The following is a 20,630-nucleotide window of genomic DNA, read 5'->3' on the forward strand; positions in this document are numbered from 1 at the left end:
TTACATCACGCCCTTCGAGGCCCTCAGTAACCAACTGCCCAACCTCCACCAAGGCATCCATGCCCCTCCGCCCTTCCTCCTCGACAACGTATCAACCGACATCGGCCCCTGGAGTGGATACAATCTCCTGGCGCATTACCGTAATTCGCCTCAGTGCGTCACGCTCTCGATGGGTGATGCGGGAGCAGGCTGGGGACAGACACGATCCGGAGCGGTCTTCCTGCTCGCCTTGGACCGCACTCGCCCGCTCCCCGGACGATGAAGTGGCGGCTAGACCGCGCTCGCGCGGGGGCCGTAGCGGCCAGCACGGGCGCCGTTGCCGGCGCCGCTTGCGACGGCCGCAGGGGCTGTCTGCTGGAAGCCCAACGAGTAGAGGCGGAAGTAAAGGCCGCCACGCGCGATCAGGTCTTCGTGGGTACCCTCTTCGACGATCCGGCCGCGCTCGAGGACGACTATGCGGTCCGCGTCGCGGATCGTGGACAAGCGGTGCGCGATCATCAGCGCCGTGCGGCCGCGCGTGAGCTGCTGGATGCCGCGCTGGACGATCAGCTCGGTGGTCGTGTCGAGGTTCGCCGTGGCTTCGTCCAGGATCAGGATGCGGGGGTTGGCGAGCAGGGCGCGGGCGAAGGCTATGAGCTGGCGCTCGCCGATGCTCAGGCCGACGCCGCGCTCGTTCACCATCGTGTCATAGCCGTGCTCCATGCGCTCGATGAACTCGTGCGCCCCGACAGCCTTCGCAGCCTCGATAACCTCCTGGTCGGTCGCGTCCGGGTTGGCGTAGCGGATGTTGTAGGCGACGGTCCCGGAGAAGAGCACCGGCTCCTGGAGGACGATGCCGATCTGCCGCCGCAGCGACTCCATGGTCACGTTGCGAATGTCATGGCCGTCGACGCGGATGGCGCCGCCCGTGACGTCGTAGAAGCGCATGAGCAGGCTCATGATCGTGCTCTTTCCGGCGCCCGTCTGGCCGACGAAGGCCACGCGCTCGCCGGCCTTGATGTCGAGGTTGAAGTCGCGCAGGACGTCGACGCCGGCGACGTAGGCGAAGTCGACGTGGTCGTACGTTACCTGGCCGGAGAGCTCGGGGAGTTCATAGGCGTCAGGGGCGTCGACGACGTCGGACTTGGTGTCCAGGATCTCGAAGATGCGCTCCGCCGCCACGCTGGCGCGCTGGAGCATGTTGTATTCCATCGTGAGCATACGGATGGGCTCGAAGAAGCGCTGGACGTAGAGAGTGAAGGCGACAAGGGCGCCGGTAGAAAGCTGGTCGTTCAGCACCATACGGCCGCCGAAGAAGACGACGAGCGCCAGGGCCGCGGCCTGAATGATCTCCACGATTGGTTGGGTTGCAGCCGAGACCCGGCTCGCCCCGAGGTTGGCCTCGAGGTTCGCGGTATTCGCCTCATCGAACTGGCGCGAGTTTCTGGCCTCGCGGCCCAGGCTCTGGATGACGCGCACGCCGCTGACGTTCTCCTGCAGGCTGGCGTTCACGAGGGAGATCGTCGCCCTCGCCTCGCGGAAGGCCCGGCGGGCGAAGCCCTGCCAGAAGATGAGGACGGCGGCGAAGACCGGGATCACGGTGGACGTGATCGCCGCGAGCTTCCAGTTGGTGGAGAACATGAGCACGACCACGAAGACGAGCGAGAGCAGGTTCCCCAGCGTAGCCACGAGGCCGCTGCTGAGAAGGTTCTGGAGGACTGTGACGTCGTTCTGGACGCGGGCCATGATGCGACCCGTCTCGTTGCGGTCGAAGAAGCTCAGTGACAGCTTCACGATGTGGTTGAACATGTCACCGGCGACCTGGTAGAGGGCGTGCTGTCCCGCCCAGGTCATCTGATAGACCTGGAGGTACTGGCCCATCCAGGCGGCCAGCATCGAGGCCAGGTACAGGCCCACCATCATCATCAAGCCTTCGGTGTCGCGGCCCCGGATCTCGTCGATGCCAAGACCGATGATCGCCGGCTGCAAGTTGTGGGCCACCTGGTAGAACACCATGGCCACGACGCCAATGGCGGCCTTCTTCTTGTAGGGGAGGATGTAGGCGAGGAGACGCTTCATCAGGCGCCATTCGAAGGCCTTGCCCATCTCTTCTTCGCTGGCCATCAGGTCGCTGCGGCGCATGCCCATACCCCGCATGCCGCCACCGCCCCAGCCGCCGCCTACGCCACCCATGCCGCCCCACATGCCCATCAGTCCGCTCCTCCCTCGGCGGCCTCGAGGCTCGAGGCCTCGGCGCCGGCGCTGCGGGCGGCCGTGCGCGCCAGGTCCTCCTGGTCGCGCAGCTGGACGTCGTAGATTTCCTTGTAGAGGCCGGCCTTCGCGATGAGGTCTTCGTGCTTCCCTTGCTCGACGATGCGGCCGTCCTTCAGGACGATGATCTGGTCAGCGTTCCGGATGGTGCGGATGCGGTGGGCGATAATGAAGGCCGTGCGGCCCTTCATCAGCTCCGCCAGGGCCTGCTGGATCAGGTATTCCGTCTCCATGTCCACGCTGGACGTCGAGTCGTCGAGGACGAGGATCTTCGGGTCCATGAGTAGCGTCCGCGCGATTGCGACGCGCTGCTTCTGGCCGCCGGAGAGCGTGATCCCGCGCTCACCCACCCAGGTGTCGTAGCCCTCGGGCAGGGTCATGATGAAGTCGTGCAGGCGGGCGATCTTCGCCGCCTCGATGATCTCCGCCTCGGTGGCGCCCGGCCGCCCGTAAGCGATGTTGTCGCGGATGGTGGCGTTGAAGAGGAAGACCTCCTGCATCACGATGCCCACGTTCGCGCGCAGCGACTCGAGGGTGACGTCACGGATGTCGTGGCCGTCGATCGTGATACGGCCGCTGGTCACGTCGTAGAAGCGCGGCAGCAGGTTCAGGATCGTGCTCTTGCCGCTGCCGATCGGGCCCAGGAGGGCGATCGTCTCGCCCGGTTTGGCGTCGATGTCGATGTCCTGGACGACCATGAAGTCCTTGCCGTAGCCGAAGGAGACGCCTTCGTAACGGACGTGGCCCTTGACGTCGGTGAGCGGATAGGCGCCGGGCCGCTCCTTGACCTCCGACTCCGTATCGAGGATCTCGAAAATGCGCTCGGCTGCGGCAGAGGCGCGCGTGGCCTGGTTGATCTGGCCGCCGATCATGCGCACGGGCATCGCCAGGCGCATGCGGTACTGGGTGAACAGCACCAGCGTACCGAGCGTCATGTGGCCTTCGATAACCAGATAGCCGCCGAAGCCCACGATCGCCACCGTCAGCAGCTCGAGGAAGAAGGAGAGCATGGGCTGGCGGAAGGCGGAGATGCGGTTGGACTCGAGGCTCTTCTCGCGCACGGCCCAGTTCGCCGCCCGGAAGCGGGCGAACTCGCGCGCCTCGGCGGTGAAGGCCTTCACGACGCGGATGCCGGCAAGCGCCTCCTGCAGCACCGCCGTGTAGGCGCCAGTCTGCTGCTGGATCTGCAGCTGCAAGGGCCGGATCTTGCGGCTGGTCGAGATCGAGATCGCCATCACGACCGGGAGGGCGACGAGGACGAGGAGCGCGAGCTGCCAGTTCGCCGTGAGCATGATTGCCGACACGATGACGAACTGCCCGAAGGACAGGGTCATGCGCAGGAGGCTGCTGCTCAGGAACTGGCGGCTGGCCTCGACGTCGGCGGTGACGCGGGACATGAGCTGGCCGGTCTGGGCCTTGTCGTGGAAGGAGAAGCTCAGGGACTGAATGCGGTTATAGAGGGCGTTTCGAAGGTCGTAGGCGACATGCTGCGAGAGGTACTCGCTGAGATAGGACTGGAAATAGGCGAAGATGCCGGCGCCGACGTGGAGCAGGAGGATCAACAGCGCCGACTGCACGAGGGCCGATTCGTCTCCGCCGGAGAGCCCCGTATCGATGGCGTAGCGCAGGACCAGCGGGTTGGCGAGGCCGAACCCTGTGCTGGCGAACAGCGTCACGTAGGCGAGCACCACCGCCAGCCAGTGCGGCTTCCAGAAGCCGAGGAGCCGCCAGAGCAGCCTCACGCTGCGCCTCCCTGCCCGGCAGCGACGGCGACGCGTTCTCGCTCGAGTTCTTCGCTGAGGCGGTGGAGGACTTTCCGGAGCTTGCGCGCCGTGGCCGGGCCGAGGATTTCCTCGAGCATCACCTCCGTGCGGCGGCGGGCGCCGTCGAGGCGTTCCGCGATCTGGAGGGCCCTGTCCGTGGGATAGAGGCGCGCGCGGCGGCGGTCCACGGGGTCCGTCTCCCGCTTGACGAGGTCGGCGGCGAGCAGGCGGTCGACCACCGCCGACGCGGTCGCCTGGTCGGCGCGCAGGGCCTCCGCGAGTGCTCCCAAAGTGACGCCCGGGGCTTCGACCAGGGCGAGTATGGCCGCGGCCTGGCGGGTCGTCAGGTCGAGCTCGGCGAGTTGGGCCTGGTAGTAGCGCGTGGAAGCCCGCGCGGCGCGCCACAGGAGGGCGGCCAGGCGCTCGTCCTGATTTACATTGTCCGCCATTATTTAGCCCTCTGAATTATAGGGGACAAATGATTCGAGCACAAAAGGATTGTGCGCTAAGGGATTCGCTGTGTCAAGCGAACCGGGCAGGCTTTCCCTCCCCCCACCGGCCAACGCATCCTCAGACGGACGGCGAGGGGTAATGCGCCAGGAGATTGTATCCACTCCAGGGGCCGATGTCGGTTGATACGTTGTCGAGGAGGAAGGGCGGAGGGGCATGGATGCCTTGGTGGAGGTTGGGCAGTTGGTTACTGAGGGCCTCGAAGGGCGTGATGTAACCGAGGGATGAGTGTTCGCGGACGTTGTTGTAGTAGTAGACGTAGCCCATGGCCTCGTCGAGGAGCTGCTGCTCGCTGGTGATGTTGAAGGCGCGGGGGATGTAGAACTCTTCGTCGTCCGTGCGGTGTGAGCGCGGTGGCGTTTTCTTCGGGGTGGCCCTTATGGTTCTGAACAAGCCGGCAGCCGAAGCTGGAGATGAGCTTTCGCAGCTCCTGGACCTTGAGCCAGGACTTGCCGCCGAACTCCTCTCCATGGTCCACGGTGAAGGTTATGTCAGTGGCGACGCCATGGCTGCGCAGCCAGGCCAAGACCCAGAGGTAGAAGCAGAGCCCGTTAGTCCAAGAGCGCTCGCGTGAGTAGGCGATGAGCTTGAAGCGGCTGTTGACGTCCAGGGCAGCCCACTGGAAGTTTGGGATGCCGTGCTTGTCTAAGTGGGCGATCTGCTCTTTGGAGAGGGCCTTCTGGTCGCGGATGTACTTGAGGTCCACCTGCACGACCTCGAAGGGCTTGGCGCTGTACCAGTCCACGAATGGCCGGGCGGAGCCTTGGCGGCGTCTAGGTACGGGCGTCTTTACCCTGTGCCGGTTGCGGCGGAGGATGTTGCGGATAGTGGCCCAGGAGAGCTGAAGGTCCTCATATTTGGCGAGGTAGAGGCTGAGGCGCTTAGGCCCAAATTGAGTCAGGTCCCTGGCGGCAAGTACACGCTCTTCAATGTCTGCCGGCGTCTTCCGGGGCTGGCGCAGCGGCCTCCTAGGAGCCTGTCTATTTATTGACGAGAAGATATAGGCGCATGATGCGCATTAGATATGCGCCCATACCATCGGTACACACCCGACCAAGCCTTCCTCCTGCCGGCCTCGCTGACGGAGGTCATCAGCGCCAATGATCCGGTGCACGTCGTTCGCCGCGTAGTGGCCCAACTGGACCTGCGTGGCATCCACGAAGGCCTATCGCGCGGAGCGAGGACGCCCGCCGTTTCACCCGGAGGCCATGGTGGGCCTGCTGCTCTACGGCGCCTGTCGCGGCGTTTACTCCTCGCGCCGGCTGCAGGCCGCCTGCTTGGAGAACGTTAGCTTCCTCTACCTCACGGACTGGGCCCGGCCCGACTTCCACACCATTTGCAGCTTTCGCAAGCGCTTCCAGGAGGAGCTGAAGGGCTTGTTCGGCCAAGTGCTGGAGCTGTGCCGCCAGGCGGGCCTGGTCCGTCTGGGCCACGTCAGCCTGGACGGCACCAAGGTGCGCGCCAACGCCTCCAAGCACAAGGCGATGAGCTACGAACGGCTGCTGGCCAAGCGCAAATCGCTGGAGGAAGAGATCGAAGGCTGGTTCGAGCGAGCCGAGCGTGAGGACGCGGAAGAGGACGAGGAGCACGGCCCGGACGACGACGGTTTCAGCCTGCCGGAGGGCTGGGAAGAAACGCTGAAGCGGCTGGGCAAGGTAGAGCGAGGCCAGGCGTACCTGGAAGAGCAGGCGCGGGAGAAGGTGGTGCGGGCGGGCAAGGATGCCAGTGAGGCCCAGGTCCATGCCAAGGCCCAGACCAACTTTACCGACCCGGAGTCGCGCATCATGCACACGCCGGACGGCTTCCAGCAGTGCTACAACGCCCAGGTAGCGGTGGACGCCGAGAGTCAGGTGATCGTCGCCTGTGAGGTCTCACAAGCGCCGCCGGACGTGCAGCGCCTGCGGCCGATGCTGCAGCGGATCATCGAACTCAACGGCAGGGCGCCAGCCGAGCTAAGCGCCGACGCGGGCTATGCATCGGAGGGCAACTTCGCTGCGCTGGAGGAGGCTGGCGTCTACGCCGTCATCGCCCTGCGGCGCTACCACCGTGACGAACCGCCAGACGCCGATCCTGCGCCCGCCCGCTCCAGTAAGCGTTGGCCGCACCGTAACCGCATGCGGGAGCGCCTCTTAACCCGGGAAGGCAAAGAGAAATACAAGCTCAGGAAAAAGACGGTCGAGCCCGTGATCGGCCAGGTCAAGGCCGCGCGTGGCTTCCGTCAATTCCTCAGACGCGGCCTGGACGCCGTGAGCGCCGAGTGGTCCCTGGTCTGCACCGCCAGCAACCTGCTCAAGCTCGGTAAAGCGTGGACGTCGGCATGACGGGCACTCTTGGGCCCCGCATAAACACGCCAGGCTAACGCCGCACCAGGCTGACACCGCCGGATTGACGTGATCACCACCAGATGAGCACGACTAAAGCGACAGGCTCCTAGAGCGGTCTGCCAGGTCGCCTGAGGCCGCCTTGGCCATGATGTCGTAGACCACAGGACGGGTAACGCCAAACGCCCTTGCTGTCGCTGAGACGTTGCCGTTCACTGACCTTAGGTATTCGAGGACGGCCTCACGCGCCGTCTCCGGGCTGATGGCTCGCAGAGCTTTGTAGTCGATAATCACGGGCGCGGCTCCAGCTGCTCTGGCACATAGGGACGCCACCCCGCCAAATCCTTAAGACTAGGGCCTTCGGGCCCCCAGCCCGAGAGCTTAAGGACAGAAGCAACGTAAATCTGGTAGCCATTCCCCGCCCCTCCCGGGTGTATAGGATGTCCTGGTCCCCGCACATTACTGCCTTGCCACACTCCCTTCTCTCCCCTATTCTTTGCGCCACGCGGCAGCCAATTGCTGATCGCTGACCGCTGACCGCCAGCTTTCAGTAGCCGAAGCCGACCGCTCCTTCCCGGCGAAGGAAGACCCGAAGGCCGACTCCGACTCATGCGCCCGGGCGCGGCCGCCCGAAGTTCCCTGGAGGTCTTCGAGTGCCCTTCGCCGACAAAACACTCACCTGCGCCGACTGCGGGCGCCAGTTCCTGTTCTCGGCGGACGACCAGGAGTTCTTCGCCTCGAAGGGCTACCTGGAGCCAAAGCGCTGTCCCTCGTGCCGCGCCAGCCGCCGCGCCTCATCGGGCGGAGGACAGCGCCTGGAGGCGCCCGCGTCCGCGAGACCCCCGCGCCAGCTCTACGATGCCGTCTGCGCCAACTGCGGCCGCCCGACTCAGGTGCCCTTCCAGCCGCGCGGCACGCGTCCGGTCTACTGCCGCGACTGTTACCAGACCCTCGGCGCGCCGACGGGCGCCCCGCGCCGGCCGTGAGGAGGGGAGGCAGCGCGCTGGCTGGGGGAGCGCGGCAGGCCCGTCGCCCCTGCTCACAGGCCTGAGACCGCCTCTTTTGGCCTGCTCGCCCGCCGTACCTCTATCCGCCATGCTCGGTAGCCACCCCAACGTTGACGGCCTTTTCAGCGCTTTGTTATAGTCAACCCCACAGTTGAGGAAGGTTTGCTTCATAGTCACTGACGGCGGCTCGCGATAGCTCGGGAACTCCGCGTCAACGAGCGGATTAGGGCAAGAGAAGTCCTCGTAATCGGGGAAGATGGCGAGCGCCTTGGCGTGCTCCCTCTCTATCAGGCCCTAGACCTCGCCCGCGAGCGCGACCTTGACCTGGTCGAAGTCGCGCCCACGGCGAATCCTCCTGTCTGCCGTCTCATGGACTACGGCAAGTTCAAGTACGAGCAGGCCAAGAAGGACCGCGAGTCCCGCAAGTCGCAGCACTCCTCCACCCTGCGCGAGATCCGCATGCGCCCCACCACTGACACCCATGACCTCGAAATGAAGGCCAAGCTGGCCGAGAAGTTCCTCCGCGGCGGCGACAAGGTGAAGGTCACGGTGATGTTCCGCGGCCGGCAGATGGTGCATCCGGAGGTCGGGCGCAGCGTGCTCGACCGCGTGGCGGAGAAACTCAAGGACGTGTCCGTAATCGAAAAGCCCGCTAATATGGAAGGACGCTTCCTCTCGGTCATCCTCGCACCCGGCAAGGAGAAGGCGCAGAAGGAAGCGGTCGAAGCCTAGACCGCCGGTTATTCCCCAGAGGGACAACGGCACCAGGGGGCCTGAGCCAGCAATGCCCAAATTGAAGACACACAAGGGCGCCAAGCGGCGCTTCTACATAACCGGCACAGGCAAGGTCATGCACCGCAAGGGCAGCCGCAGCCACCTGCGCACGCGCAAGTCCAAGCGCGCCCTCCTGAAGATGACCGGAAAGATGATGGCGTCCGCCCCGGCGCAGAAGCGGGTGCGCCGCCTGCTGCCCTACGGCCTGCCCTGACGACGGAGAGGTAACGAAGCCATGCCCCGAGTAAAGAGAGGCGTCACCGGACGCGCGCGTCACAAGAAGATCGTCGCGATGGCGAAGGGCCACAAGGGCCAGCGCCACCGCCTCTTCCGCCGCGCCAACGAGTCGATGCTCCACGCCCTGGACTACTCGACCCGCGACCGCTACGACCGCAAGGGCCAGATGCGCCGCCTCTGGATCGCCCGCATAAACGCCGCCGCCCGGCTGAACGGCATCTCCTACAGCCAGCTGATCAACGGCCTCAACCGCGCGGGCATCGAAGTCGACCGCAAGATGATGGCTGACCTCGCCGTGCGGGACGCGAACGCCTTCGCGGCGATCGCGCAGGCCGCGAAGGCCGCTCTGCCCTAGCGTCGACGGCACGGACTCGAGGGTGAATGGTAGGGTGGACGCGGGCGAATGCGCCGCAAGGCCAGACTTTGCGGTCCAACCTCGATAGGTCATCCCAGTGCGTTCGCCCCTGCCTCCGACCGCCGCCGTCCTCGCATTCATCGACCGGATCAACCAGACCGATCTGGAAGGCCTGCTTGCCCTCATGACGGATGACCACTATCTGAAAGTGATGGACGAAGCGCCCCTGCGCGGCAAAGAAGCGCAGCGCCCGGCCTGGGACGGCTACTTCACCGCCTACCCGGACTACGTCATCTACCCGTCGCGCATCGCCGCCTCCGGGGCCACCGTCGCCGTGCTCGGTACGACGACCGGCTCGCACCTCGGCCTGCCGGACGAGGCGGAGATGAAACTGACGGTGATTTGGAGGGCAGAAGTGCGGGACGGCCTGCTGGCGTCCTGGGAGGTCCTGGAAGACACGCCTGGCGCCCGCGAGGCGCTCGGGCTCGCTTAGCTGCCGGGTCCTCGCATGAGCCGTTCCGCCAGCTCCTCGATGTACGGGCGCATGGCAAGGACTTCCAGCCAGGCGGCCGGAATTCCGGATTGCCCGTAGAAAGCGCCCGCGAGTTGACCAAAGATGGCGCCGGTCGTGTCCGCATCGTCGCCGAGGTTGACGGCTTTCAGCGCCCCTTCCTCGAAGCTGTCGGTCGAGAAGAATGCCCATAGGACCGCTTCCAGGGAGTCGACTACGTAGCCCGAACCGCGGATCTCGGGAGGCGCTTTCCTTCGGAACGAGCCGCCTGCAACCTCGCGCACGGCTTGGCTGAGCCTCAACCGCTCGGCAACCGATTCGGCGAGCCGCAGCAAATCGTCTTTGCTGCGGCCATCGAGGGCAGCGGCAATCATGACTCCGTAGAGCCGGCAGGCATCGACGGCCTCAAGGGCTCCGTGGGTGGTACGAGAGCTCTCTCCACAAAAGTGCGCGACGCGATCAGAGTCCGGGTGGAAGTACAGCGCCACAGGCGCCAGGCGCATCAGCGATCCATTGCCTGCCGACCGCTCATCCGTCGGCCCGGCGATTGGCTCGCCTGTACGCTCGAAGTGCGAAAGCGCCGCCCGCGTCGTGTTGCCGATGTCGAAGCACGTACCCGTCGCGCTGAGGTAGCCTTCACGCCACCAGCGGACGTAGCGCCTCATCTGGTCAAGCGGGTCGAACCCGCACTCCGCCAGGCTTTCTGCCAGGCACAGTGCCATGGAAGTATCGTCAGTCCACTGTCCCGGAGCCAGCCGGAAAGGCCCGCCGCCGACGATTCCACCGATGGGCTCGAATGTCCCCGGCGCTCTGAACTCTAGAGTCGTACCGAGCGCATCGCCCACCGCGAGGCCTAGCAGGCTGCCGGTGTAGCGTTCGCGCTGATCCACGGTTCGCAGGCTACCCGCCGCGCAGCTCCGCCCCCACCTCGCGCTCCAGCCTCCGGATGATGCGGCGGCGGGCGTCGGCCACATCCTCGTCCGTCAGCGTGCGCTCCGGGGACTGGAAGTGCACGGCGAAGGCGAGCGAACGCCGGCCCTGCCCTAGCTGCTCGCCCTCGAAGACATCGAAGAGCTGGACGCGCGCCACGAGCGCGCTCGAGGCGATGATCTCCTGCACCCTCGCGGCGGGCACGCTGGAGTCGACTACCACGGCGATGTCCTGGATGACCGCAGGGAAGCGCGAGAGCGGCGCGTGCCGCGCGGCGTCCTTCGCCGCCGCCAGCAGGCGCTCGACATCGAGCTCGAACAGGAAGGCCGGGCCTTCGACGCCGAACCTCTCCGCCAGCTTCGGATGCACCTGCCCCAGCACGCCCGCTTCCTCGTCGCGGGCGTAGATCCGGGCCGTGCGGCCGCGCAGAAGGCCGAAGTCCTCGCCGGCCCGGAACTCGATCGCCACGCCGGCGCGCTCCAACATCTCCTCCAGCAGGCCCTTCGCGTCGTAAAAGTCGACCGCTTCGCCGGTGGGTTCGCCCCAGCGTCCCTGGCGGTGGCCGGTGATAACCCCCGCCACCTGCTCGCGCTCCTCCGGGAGGTCGCCCTCCCGGCTCAGGTAGACCCGCGCGCTCTCGAACAGGGCCACGGTGCCCTTCTCGTAGCGCAGGTTGGCCGCGGCCGTCTGCAGCAGGCTCGCTCGCAGCGACTCGCGCAGGACCACCGCCTCGCTGCTCATAGGGTTCTCGAGGCGCAACGGCGGGTGCATGTCCAGCACGTCCTTCGGCACGACGGCGGCCAGCGTCTCTTCGTTCGTCAGCGGGTAGCTGATGACCTCCTGCAAGCCCGCCGCCGCTGCGGCATCCCGCAGGCGTTCGCGCATTTCCCTCACGGGAGACGTCACCGGCTCCGGGATCGAGCCGGCAAGCGGCAGCGGCTCGATGCGGTCGTAGCCGATCACGCGCGCGATCTCCTCGATGACGTCGTCGGCGATATTGATGTCGGTGCGCCAGTAGGGCGCCTTCACCACGTAGCGGTCCGGCGGGACTACCCGGCAGGTGAAGCCCAGCGAGCTGAGCGCCGACCGCACCTGCGCCGCGCCCACGTCGACGCCGAGGACGCGCGCGATGCGCTCCCGCGTGACCTCTACGCGCGTGTCCTTGCGCCGGTTCACGTAGGCGTCCACCAGGCCCTTGCTCGCGCGCCCGCCGGCCACCTCGGTCAGGAGCTTCATTGCCCGCCGGGCCGCGACGTCCGCCAGGTCCGGGTGCAGGCCCTTCTCGAAGCGGATCGAGGCCTCCGTGCGTAGCCCCAGCGCGCCCTCGGTCGCGCGGATGTTTACCGGGTTGAAGTTCGCCGCCTCGAGCAGCACCGTCGTCGTGCTCTGCGAGACCTCGGCGTCGGCGCCGCCCATTACGCCGGCAATGGCCTGCGCGCGCTGCGCGTCCGCGATCACGAGCACGTCAGGCGTAAGCCGCCGCTCGACGCCGTCCAGGGTCGTGATTGTCTCCCCAGGACGCGCCCGCCGGACGACGATGCGCTGGCCGCTCAGCTTACGGAAGTCGAAGGCGTGCAGCGGCTGGCCTGTCTCCAGCATCACGTAGTTCGTTATGTCGACGACGTTGTTGATCGGGCGCATGCCGGCGGCCAGCAGGCGCTCCTGCATCCATTGCGGCGAAGGCCCAACCCGCAGGCGCTCGACGATGCCGGCGATGTAGCGAGGGCAGAGGTCCTTGTCCTCGACCGTGACCGATGTCTTGGCGGAGGCTACGCTGCCCGCGGTCTCCTGGTACACCCGCTCCGGTTCGTGCACGCGGCCACGCGTCTGGGCGGCGACCTCCCAGGCGACACCGAGCACGGAGAGGAGGTCGGGGCGGTTCGGCGTTACCTCGATGTCGAATATCGTGTCGCCCAGGTAGTCGCGCAGAGGCGTGCCCACGGGCGCGTCCTCCGGCAGCTCCAGGATCCCCGTGTGGTCCTCCGAGAGCCCTAACTCCTTCTCCGAGCAGACCATTCCTGCCGACTCGACGCCCCGGATCACGGCCGGCCTCAACACCTCTACCTGGCCGGAGCGGCCGCCAATGAGCTCGGCCCCGACCGAGGCGAAGGCCACCTTCTGTCCTGGCGCCACGTTCGGCGCTCCGCAGACTACCCTCGGCTTCTCGGCGTCACCGATGTCGACCGTGACCAGCCGCAGGCGCTCCGCGTTCGGGTGCGGTTCGACCGCCAGCACGCGCCCCACGGTCACCTTATCCCAGCCGGCGCCGCGGCTGATGATCCGTTCCACCTTCACCCCGGCGATGGTCAGCTTGTGGGCAAGCTCGCGCGGCGGCAGGGTGAGCGCGACGTATTCAGAGAGCCACTTGAGCGAGACGAGCATGGACTTCTAGAACTGGCGCAGGAAGCGCAGGTCGTTGGCGTAGAAGTAGCGGATGTCGTCGATGCCGTGGCGCAGCATCGCGATCCGCTCGACCCCGAAGCCGGCGGCGAAGCCCGTGTAGCGGTCGGCGTCGTAGCCGACGTTCTCGAGGATCTCGCGGTGCACCATCCCGGCGCCGCCTATCTCAAGGTAGCCCTCGTTGCCGCAGGAGCGACAGCCGGCGCCATGGCACAAACCGCATTCGATGGCGACCTCGGCACCTGGCTCCACGAAGGGGAAGAAGTCACAGCGGAAGCGCACGCTGCGGTCGCGGCCGAAGAGCGCCTGCGCCAGTTGTGTGAGGCAGCCCTTCATGTGCCGGAAGTTCAGCCCCTCGTCGACTGCCAGCAGCTCGACCTGCGTGATCATCCACTCGTGCGTAGCGTCCGTAGCCTCATAGCGATAGACCCGCCCCGGAGAAGCGACCCTGATCGGCGGCTTGTGCTGCTCCATGAACCTGATCTGCATGGGCGAAGTCTGGGTGCGGAGGAGCATGCTCCGCCGCCCGTCCTTGCGGAAGTCTAGCCAGAAAGTGTCCTGCGAGTCCCTCGCCGGATGGTGCTCCGGGATGCGGAGGGCGTCGAAGTTGTAATACTCCCACTCGACCTCCGGCCCCTCGGCGACCTGAAAGCCCATCTCCTTCAGCGCCGCGAGGATGTCTCGCATCGTCTGTGTAATCGGGTGCAGGCGGCCGACAAGGCCCCTGCGTCCCGGCAGCGTCACGTCGATCGCCCCTGATTCGAGGGCGGCAATGGCTGCCCGTTCGATGTCCTCTTCGCGCGCCGCAGCGCGCTCCTCGAGTTCCCGCTTGAGCTCGTTTGCCTGCGCGCCGACGCTGCGCCTCTCGTCGGCCGGCAACTCGCCCAGGCCGCGCAGGACGCGCGTCAGCGCCCCCTGGCGGCCGAGATAGGCGTGGCGCCAGGCTTGGAGCGCGGCGGCGTCGCCGGCGGCGTCAAGCTCGCTAAGGGCCTTCTGACGGAGCGTCTCGAGGTCGATTTGGGCCAACATGAAGCCTCGGCCTAGAGGTCTTTCTGAGTGACGAGGGAGGTTAAGGTGTTAGCAATTATCGCCTCGCCCCCCAGTGGGGTCAACGAAGCGAATCATGAAACGTCCTTCACGTGACGAGCGACACACACACACACCGGGAGCCTGAACTCGAGCAGGCGATGGGCTTAGATGCGAGGCGCCTGCTCCTAACGGAAGAGCCTCTCCAGTGCCGCGCCCGGCACGATCTGGACCTGCCCGTTGGCCGCGTCGCTGAACACGAAGCCGCCGTCAGGTAGCGCCGCGACGCCGATCGGGCGCGCGGCGTCCGCGGGCTTCCAGGTGCGCACGGGGCCGCGGAAGTCGAACAGCATCAACACTCCCTTTGCCGGCTCCGAGGCCACGACGCGGCCGTCGCGGAGCACCGCCAGGTAGGGCTTGTGGATGGCGTCCTTGCTCGTCCAGCCCGCGGCGTAAGCCGTTTGCGAGGACAGGTCCGGCGAGAAGCGCTGGATACGCTCGTTCCAGGTGTCGGCTACATAGAGGGCGCCCGAGGCGTCGAATGCCAGGCCGACCTGCTCGTCGAACTGGCCCAGGCCGCTGCCGGGTCCGCCGATCTGGCGGATGAAGTTGCCGTCCTGCGTGTAGTTCACGATCCGTTTGTTGCCGGTGTCGGTTACCCAGAGCGTGCCGTCCGGGCCGATGGCGATGTCGCGCGGCCCAAACATCTGGAAGGGCCCCGGGTTCGCCCCGAAGAAGGGGTCGCCCCAGGCTTTCACGAAATTGAGGTTGGCGTCGAACTTCTGGATGCGGTGGTTCCAGGTGTCAGCCACGAACACCGTCCCGTCCGGCGCCACCACGACCGACCACGGCTCCTTGAGACGGCCCGGGCCAGAGCCGCCTCCGCCCAGCACCGCCACGAAATTGCCCTGACGGTCGAACTTCTGGACGCGGTGGTTGCCGCTGTCCGCGACCCAGATGTTGCCAGCCGCATCGACGAACACGTCGGCGGCGCCTAGGAACTCCCCTTGGCCGGACCCGCTGGCGCCGATGATGATGCGGCCGTCTTCCAGGGTCACCGGCGCGGGCGGCGGCTTCTGCGGCCCGGCGCCGATGTCGAAGGTCGAGAGAGACGCCGGGAAGTAGGCCACGGCGTCGACCGAGCCGACCGTCCGGGGCGAGACCGGCCGGCGCCACAGCCAGTAGTGCCAGAGGTCGCCAAGCGTCCTCGATGAGGTCAGAGCGTTCCAGACGTTGTCCCCGAGCTTGAGCAGGTCGCCCAAGTCCTCGCCTGGGCCCAGCTTCCGATAGCTTTCCTCGACGAACCACCACCGGTGGCGGTACGGCGTCGTCGAATAGCCCGCCGAGTCCACATAGGCCGTGTTAGACCTCGCGACAAGGAGGACGGCATCCGGCGCGGGTTTGAAGTTGTTCCTCACGTCCAGGTACTGGACCTGCGTGTACTCGCGAAGGTACCAGGCCCAGGGCCAGGAAAAGCCGTCCGAAGAGTCGACGACGATGGGCAGCGCCCTGCCGTAACCGCTCTCCCGCGCCAGCGCGTCGATCCGGTCCCGCAGCTTGGGGATGTCGGGAGAAGTCTGCGTGTAGACCATCATCTCGACCGGGATGTCGCCGTGCTTGAAGGACGCCATCGTGCCGGCGCGGACCGTAAGCGTGAACAGCGCCGCGACCGCGACTGCCAATGCGCCGCGCGCGAAGCCGGCGCGGCCCTGTTCCCGCGCCGCGACGAGCGCGGCGCCGCCAGCGAAGCCCATCAGGACGTATCCCGCGTATTCGGCCACGGCCGCGTCGACCGAAACGATGAGCACGATGGCGACCGCTGTCACCGCGGCCAGCGCGGCAAGCTGACGCCAGTAAGGCGCGAAGTCGAGCGCGTCAATCGCCTTCGCCAGGGCCACTGCCCCGGCGAGGGCAAGCGGCAGCGCGATGTGCACCTCCAGCCACGGCATCTTCTCGCCCGCAATCGAGAGGCCACAGAAGATGGCCAGGGTCCAGAAGAGGAGCCAGCGCTTGAAGGAGTCGCCGCGCAGGGCCATCCAGACGCTGCCGCCCAGGGCCAGGAGCAGGGGCAGGAACTCATAGAGGGGCGTGAGCAGGGCGTAGTAGTAGATCGGCTGGTTGCCGCGACGTTCGCCGTGCTGTTCGAGCCAGTAGTCGAGCGAGCCCCAGATGCCGGAGAAGAAGCCGCCGCGGCCGTCCCAGAAGGCGGCCGTCCAGGGCGCCGGCTGGTTCGTGAAGAAGGTCGTGTAGAGGAGGACGTAGGGCACGTAGAAGGCTGCAGCCGCTATCAACCACACCCTGGGCCGCCAGAGCAGGCCGACGTACGCCGAGACGATGAGCAGCACGACGGTTGTGGACACCCGCAGCCCGTCTTCCGGCGTTGGTCCGGAGATCGTCGAGAGCGGGAAGTAGCCGCTGTCCTTGAACCCGGGGACCTCCTGGATCCCCGCCGCGAACTGCGGCAGGGTCAGCGTGCCCAGCACCACCATCACATCGCCGATCGGCGGCAGGCGCTCCCTGCCCAGGGGCTTTGACCCCAGCAACGGCCACAGCCCCGCTATCGCCCAGGCGATGGGGACGAGCGCGGCCGTGCGGAGCAGCACCGTCGTGCTGTCCGTCTGCTCGTCCTCGCGCTTCTTGCCAAGCTCCACCGCCAGCATCAGGTCGACGAATACGAGCATGATCGCGGCGGTGATGAAGGTGACCTCCTTGCTGGCGAAGCTCAGCGCCAGCAGGGCCCCGAGCCCGTACAGCCAGCCGTTCTTGCCCTCGTCCAGATATCGCCAGATGCAGATGACGATGCCCAGCGTCCAGACGGCCATCCAGGCCTCGTTGCGCGCGAAACGGCTGTAATAGAGCAGCGTTGGCGAGAAGCAGAGGAAGAGCGCCGCGATGATTACTGCCTTGACGCCAATCTGCTTCTTGAGCAGGTAAGGCATGCCCACAAGCGCCGTGCCGAAGAACGCCGCCGCGAAACGCGCGGTGGCATCCGTAGCGCCAAAGAGGAAGTACACGGCCGCGCCGATGTGGAACTGGAACGGGCCGTGCATCAGCGGGTCGTGCTTGTAGGCGCCGCCGTCGTACAGGTAGTACGTGAACTGCGCGTGCAGACTCTCGTCGTGGTGCAGAGCGCGGTCGCCGAGGTCGTAGAAGCGCAGCACTGCCGCGACGACCATGAGCCCCGCGATGACGAGTGCGTCCCAGTGGGCGATCGCCCACTCGCGCGCCTCCACGCGGCTGGCGGGCAGGGTGAAGACGCGGCGCCCGAGCGTCGCCTCAGCCACGGAGTGCCCGCTCCTGGACCCCGGTCACGGACGGCCGCTCTCGACGCGCGGCTCCGCAGGGGGCACGCGGAAGATCGTCAGGTTGCCGCGAGAGTAGGCGGAAGGAAGGGAGTCGCTGAACTTCTGGAGTCCGGCGGCAGGATACTTCGTTCGCTCCACGCTTCCCACTATCACATAGGTTACGTTGTATCTTCTCAGGATCTCCAGCGCCTCTGCCAGTGACGTGCTGGTGTAAGCGCGGTTGACGTCGGCCTCCCGGGCCGCTACCAGCGCCGGGTCCCGGCCCCACTGGATCTCGTGGCCGGCCCAGCCGAGTACCGTCGGCACCCCCGTCCGCGCCGCTATCCGCCCACCGAGGCTGTACTGGCCAAGCACCCCTTCGAGGATGACGTCATCGCCGTACGCGTTCCGGCGCAGCCAGTCCACCGCGCCCATGTCGTCAGCCGAGTGGCGCGCGGCGGCCGCCAGGCCATCCAGCGTACGCTCCCGCCCGCCGAGCCCGTCCGTCCGCGATAGCGTGGCGCCGAGCGGGTACAGGAGGGCGCCGAGCAACGCCACTGCCGTGACCCCGCCCCAGGCCCCTCGCACGGTCTCCCCGATAGAGCCCCGCCGCACCGGCCACTCCCGCGCCAGCCAGTAGAGGCCAAATGCCCCTGCGCAGCCGAGCAGTAACCAGGCCTGGTAGTAGAGCTTGAAGACGGTGTTCAGGCGCGAGTTGAACACATCGCCGATGAAGAAAAACTCCGCCCCGAAAAGGAGCATCGAGGCGACGGCGGTCATGGCCAGCATCGGCGCCAGCCCGGAGCCTTCGTCATCCTCCGCGGCCGGACGCTCGGCCTCCCGCCACAAGGCCAGGGCCGAGAACGTGAACAGCGCCCCGAAGGCCAGGGCCGATGTCCAGTTCCAGCCCCGGTCCGTGATGGCGTCGCCGAGGCTGCCGTCGCCCGTAGCTATGAGGGCCGCCCAGAGCATCAGCAGCGCGGCCGGAGCCGCCAGGACCATCGCCAACCGCGGCCGTGTACGTGAGGCGGCGTCCGAAACGACGCGCACCAGCGGCACCGGCGCGGCGACCAGCGCCAGCGGCAGCCAGATGATCGCTGCGTGCAACGGGCGGGTCGCGTCGCCGGTGACCGGCTCCAGTCCCTCCGCCTGGCTGTGGAACGTCAGGTAGAACGGCAGGTAGCCGACCACAGCCACCGCGACGACCGGCCCCATGAACCCGATGGTCGCGCCTATCGCGCGCGGCCACGTCCTGTGCTCGCGCAGATTTCGCGCCAGGACCACCAGGGTGGCCAGCGAGCCAAAGGTCGGCAGGTCCCAGGTGTTGAGGAAGCCGAGCCCGCCCTGGAGCAGGCCCGTCGCGAGCAACAGGGGCGGATTCAGGACCCAGGAGTCGAGGTCCAGCGGGCCTCTCGCCAGCCAGAAGCCGATCGCGAGCCCGACAGCCGTGAGCGCGAACGGTATGGCCATGACGTGCGGGTGCAGGTCGCCTAGCAGGAAGCTGAAGAACGGGAACTCCATGATGCAGTGGGCGTCCGGACACACTCTTGTCGCCCGCCACCACCACCAGAAGCTCGTCCGGTCGCTCGGGTACCAGCTGTCACTCGCGGGCGCCCCCGCCAGGTTCGCGATGTCGATCTTGCGGAAGAAGGCGTCGGAGCCGTAGCCGTTCGCCTTCGCGAACTCCAGGGCGCCTTCGAGGTTTCCGAGGACCGCCACCAGGACGGCCGCCGCGATGCCGGCGATGATGGCAGCGGCCACTGCCCGGCGCGCGGCGGCGACGAGGTTGTACCCGACTCCGAAGGCCGCCGTCATGGCCAGCGCCGCGGTGCTCGCCAGGGCGACGTTGTAGGTGACGGACGTAGCCAGGCCGGCGAGCTTTCCGACCATTGCCTGCAGGACGTAGCCGAAGTAGTAGTAGCTGACTGCGAACCCGGCCAGCCAGGGGTCCTCGGGTGGGTAGTAGCGGCTGCGGCTGGCCGCGTTCAGGAACATGAAGTCCATTGGCTTCTCGGTCGCTTCGATCTCGGGGACGTAGGACCGCAGGAAGGCCGCGACGAAGAAGCCGAGGGTGAAGATTGCCTCCACGGCCAGGACCACGGCGATCCGGTCGCGCAGGCCGTCGTGTATCTCCTGCTTGCGGGTCAGGTAGATGTAGCCCGAGGCCGCGGCGAGCAAAAGGAAGCACCAGAAGGCGCTGCCGGCGCGGTTTGGGAGCACATTCGCCGTCAGGGCCAGCCAGAACAGGTAGCCGCCAAGGAGTATCCCGACCGGCTTCGCGAAGGCGTAGCCGCGGTCCGGCAGGTTGCGGAAGACCACCCACGACAGCGGCAGGCCGACGAAGCCGATGACCTCTACGGCCAGCCACCAGGCGAAAGTGTCACCGAGCACGGCTCAACCTGGACGGGCCACTCGCCGTCATGACGGGGACGCTAGCCCGGAAGCAGGCCTTGCCGTCGCTTCGCGGTCGCGCAGACCTCTAGTGTCACTCGAACAGGGCATCGACGAAGGCCACCGAGTCGAAGGGTTGCAGGTCGTCTTCTCCTTCACCCGTACCGACGAACCGCACTGGCAGGCCGAGCTCATCGGAGATGGCGAAGACGATCCCTCCCTTTGACGTGCCGTCCAGCTTGGTGAGCGCGATCGCTGTTACGTCGACGGCCTCGGTGAAGGCCTTGGCCTGAATGAGCGCGTTCTGGCCGGTGGTCGCGTCCAGCACCAGCAGCACCTCGTGGGGCGCGGTCTCGTCCCGGCGCTGGATCACGCGCCTCACCTTGCGCAGCTCTTGCATCAGGTTGAACTTGGTGTGCAGCCGCCCGGCCGTATCGATGATTGCGGCCGCCGCGCCGCGGTTCTGCGCCGCGCCGATGGTGTCGAAGGCGACGGCGCCGGGGTCGGCTCCCTCTTTGTGGGCCACCACCATAGCTCCCACGCGCTCGCCCCAGTGCTTGAGCTGGTCGATCGCCGCGGCCCGGAAGGTATCGCCGGCGCCCAACACAACCTGCTCGCCGTCCTGCTTGTAGAGGTGCGCCAGCTTTGCAATCGTGGTCGTCTTCCCGGTGCCGTTTACGCCGACCACCAGGATCACGCCGGGGCGGGGCACCTCCGTCACGCTGTCGCCCCAGAGCGCACCCCTCAGCGGGACCGAGTCCAGAAGGTCGACCATCTCGTCCTTGAGGAGCTGCCGCACCTCGTGGGCCTCGCGAACGCGCTCCTTCTCGACGCGCTCGCGCACCCGGGCCAGGATCTTCTCGGTCGTCCG

The 20,630-nt window shown here is 66.9% G+C and carries 18 protein-coding genes; 7 read left to right on the forward strand and 11 right to left on the reverse strand.

The window, feature by feature from the left end; all coding sequences use genetic code 11:
- Positions 1-270: 270 nt before the first annotated feature.
- From VNN10_02985 to VNN10_03000, 4 genes are all read right to left on the reverse strand, one after another.
- Complete coding sequence (locus VNN10_02985) at positions 271-2,190, reverse strand: ABC transporter ATP-binding protein (GenBank protein ID HXH20968.1); 1,920 nt, start codon at positions 2,188-2,190, stop codon at positions 271-273.
- Positions 2,190-3,992 (reverse strand): ABC transporter ATP-binding protein, encoded by a 1,803-nt coding sequence (locus VNN10_02990; protein HXH20969.1) that lies wholly within the window; start codon positions 3,990-3,992, stop codon positions 2,190-2,192. The genes VNN10_02985 and VNN10_02990 overlap by 1 nt, the downstream gene beginning before the upstream one ends.
- Complete coding sequence (locus VNN10_02995) at positions 3,989-4,462, reverse strand: MarR family transcriptional regulator (protein ID HXH20970.1); 474 nt, start codon at positions 4,460-4,462, stop codon at positions 3,989-3,991. Before VNN10_02995 ends, VNN10_02990 begins: the two co-directional genes overlap by 4 nt.
- A 121-nt stretch (positions 4,463-4,583) precedes the next feature.
- On the reverse strand, positions 4,584-4,916 hold the full coding sequence (locus VNN10_03000) for a hypothetical protein (protein ID HXH20971.1): 333 nt from the start codon (positions 4,914-4,916) through the stop codon (positions 4,584-4,586).
- 256 nt (positions 4,917-5,172) lie between these two features.
- Here VNN10_03000 and VNN10_03005 point away from each other — a divergent pair, with 256 nt between their 5' ends.
- Both VNN10_03005 and VNN10_03010 read left to right on the forward strand, forming a co-directional pair.
- Entirely contained in the window at positions 5,173-5,514 is a 342-nt protein-coding gene (locus tag VNN10_03005; protein ID HXH20972.1) for a hypothetical protein, read from the forward strand.
- Positions 5,515-5,671: 157 nt separating this feature from the next.
- The gene (locus tag VNN10_03010) at positions 5,672-6,844 is read left to right on the forward strand and encodes an IS1182 family transposase (protein HXH20973.1); all 1,173 of its coding nucleotides are present in this window, start codon (positions 5,672-5,674) and stop codon (positions 6,842-6,844) included.
- 93 nt (positions 6,845-6,937) lie between these two features.
- Here the strand turns inward: VNN10_03010 and VNN10_03015 are convergent, their stop codons facing one another.
- Positions 6,938-7,138, reverse strand: coding sequence for a hypothetical protein (locus VNN10_03015; GenBank protein HXH20974.1), 201 nt, complete (start codon positions 7,136-7,138; stop codon positions 6,938-6,940).
- A gap of 359 nt (positions 7,139-7,497) precedes the next feature.
- Here VNN10_03015 and VNN10_03020 point away from each other — a divergent pair, with 359 nt between their 5' ends.
- From VNN10_03020 to VNN10_03040, 5 genes are all read left to right on the forward strand, one after another.
- The gene (locus VNN10_03020; GenBank protein ID HXH20975.1) at positions 7,498-7,830 is read left to right on the forward strand and encodes a CxxC-x17-CxxC domain-containing protein; all 333 of its coding nucleotides are present in this window, start codon (positions 7,498-7,500) and stop codon (positions 7,828-7,830) included.
- Between the two features lie 213 nt (positions 7,831-8,043).
- Positions 8,044-8,583, forward strand: a complete 540-nt coding sequence (infC, locus tag VNN10_03025) for a translation initiation factor IF-3 (protein ID HXH20976.1) — start codon at positions 8,044-8,046, stop codon at positions 8,581-8,583.
- A gap of 52 nt (positions 8,584-8,635) precedes the next feature.
- Positions 8,636-8,839 (forward strand): 50S ribosomal protein L35, encoded by a 204-nt coding sequence (gene rpmI / locus VNN10_03030; protein ID HXH20977.1) that lies wholly within the window; start codon positions 8,636-8,638, stop codon positions 8,837-8,839.
- Between the two features lie 21 nt (positions 8,840-8,860).
- The gene (gene rplT / locus VNN10_03035) at positions 8,861-9,217 is read left to right on the forward strand and encodes a 50S ribosomal protein L20 (protein HXH20978.1); all 357 of its coding nucleotides are present in this window, start codon (positions 8,861-8,863) and stop codon (positions 9,215-9,217) included.
- A gap of 97 nt (positions 9,218-9,314) precedes the next feature.
- Complete coding sequence (locus VNN10_03040) at positions 9,315-9,710, forward strand: nuclear transport factor 2 family protein (protein HXH20979.1); 396 nt, start codon at positions 9,315-9,317, stop codon at positions 9,708-9,710.
- On the opposite strand, the gene VNN10_03045 is transcribed toward VNN10_03040, so the two are convergent.
- The 6 genes from VNN10_03045 to ftsY form a co-directional block, all read right to left on the reverse strand.
- A complete protein-coding gene (locus VNN10_03045) occupies positions 9,707-10,618 on the reverse strand; it encodes an ADP-ribosylglycohydrolase family protein (protein ID HXH20980.1) in 912 nt (303 codons plus the stop codon). The two genes, VNN10_03040 and VNN10_03045, sit on opposite strands and share 4 nt — an antisense overlap.
- A gap of 10 nt (positions 10,619-10,628) precedes the next feature.
- Positions 10,629-13,040: a phenylalanine--tRNA ligase subunit beta gene (pheT, locus tag VNN10_03050; protein HXH20981.1), complete on the reverse strand. Its 2,412-nt coding sequence runs from the start codon at positions 13,038-13,040 to the stop codon at positions 10,629-10,631.
- 6 nt (positions 13,041-13,046) lie between these two features.
- Positions 13,047-14,084 (reverse strand): phenylalanine--tRNA ligase subunit alpha, encoded by a 1,038-nt coding sequence (gene pheS / locus VNN10_03055; protein ID HXH20982.1) that lies wholly within the window; start codon positions 14,082-14,084, stop codon positions 13,047-13,049.
- Positions 14,085-14,272: 188 nt separating this feature from the next.
- The gene (locus VNN10_03060; protein ID HXH20983.1) at positions 14,273-17,368 is read right to left on the reverse strand and encodes a flippase activity-associated protein Agl23; all 3,096 of its coding nucleotides are present in this window, start codon (positions 17,366-17,368) and stop codon (positions 14,273-14,275) included.
- A gap of 24 nt (positions 17,369-17,392) precedes the next feature.
- Entirely contained in the window at positions 17,393-19,759 is a 2,367-nt protein-coding gene (locus VNN10_03065; protein ID HXH20984.1) for a DUF2298 domain-containing protein, read from the reverse strand.
- A 94-nt stretch (positions 19,760-19,853) separates the two neighbouring features.
- Positions 19,854-20,630 (reverse strand): signal recognition particle-docking protein FtsY (ftsY, locus tag VNN10_03070; protein ID HXH20985.1); only part of this gene is annotated, 777 nt, incomplete at its 5' end.

The organism is Dehalococcoidia bacterium, from assembly GCA_035574915.1.
In the GTDB taxonomy this organism is placed as follows: Bacteria; Chloroflexota; Dehalococcoidia; order DSTF01; family WHTK01; genus DATLYJ01.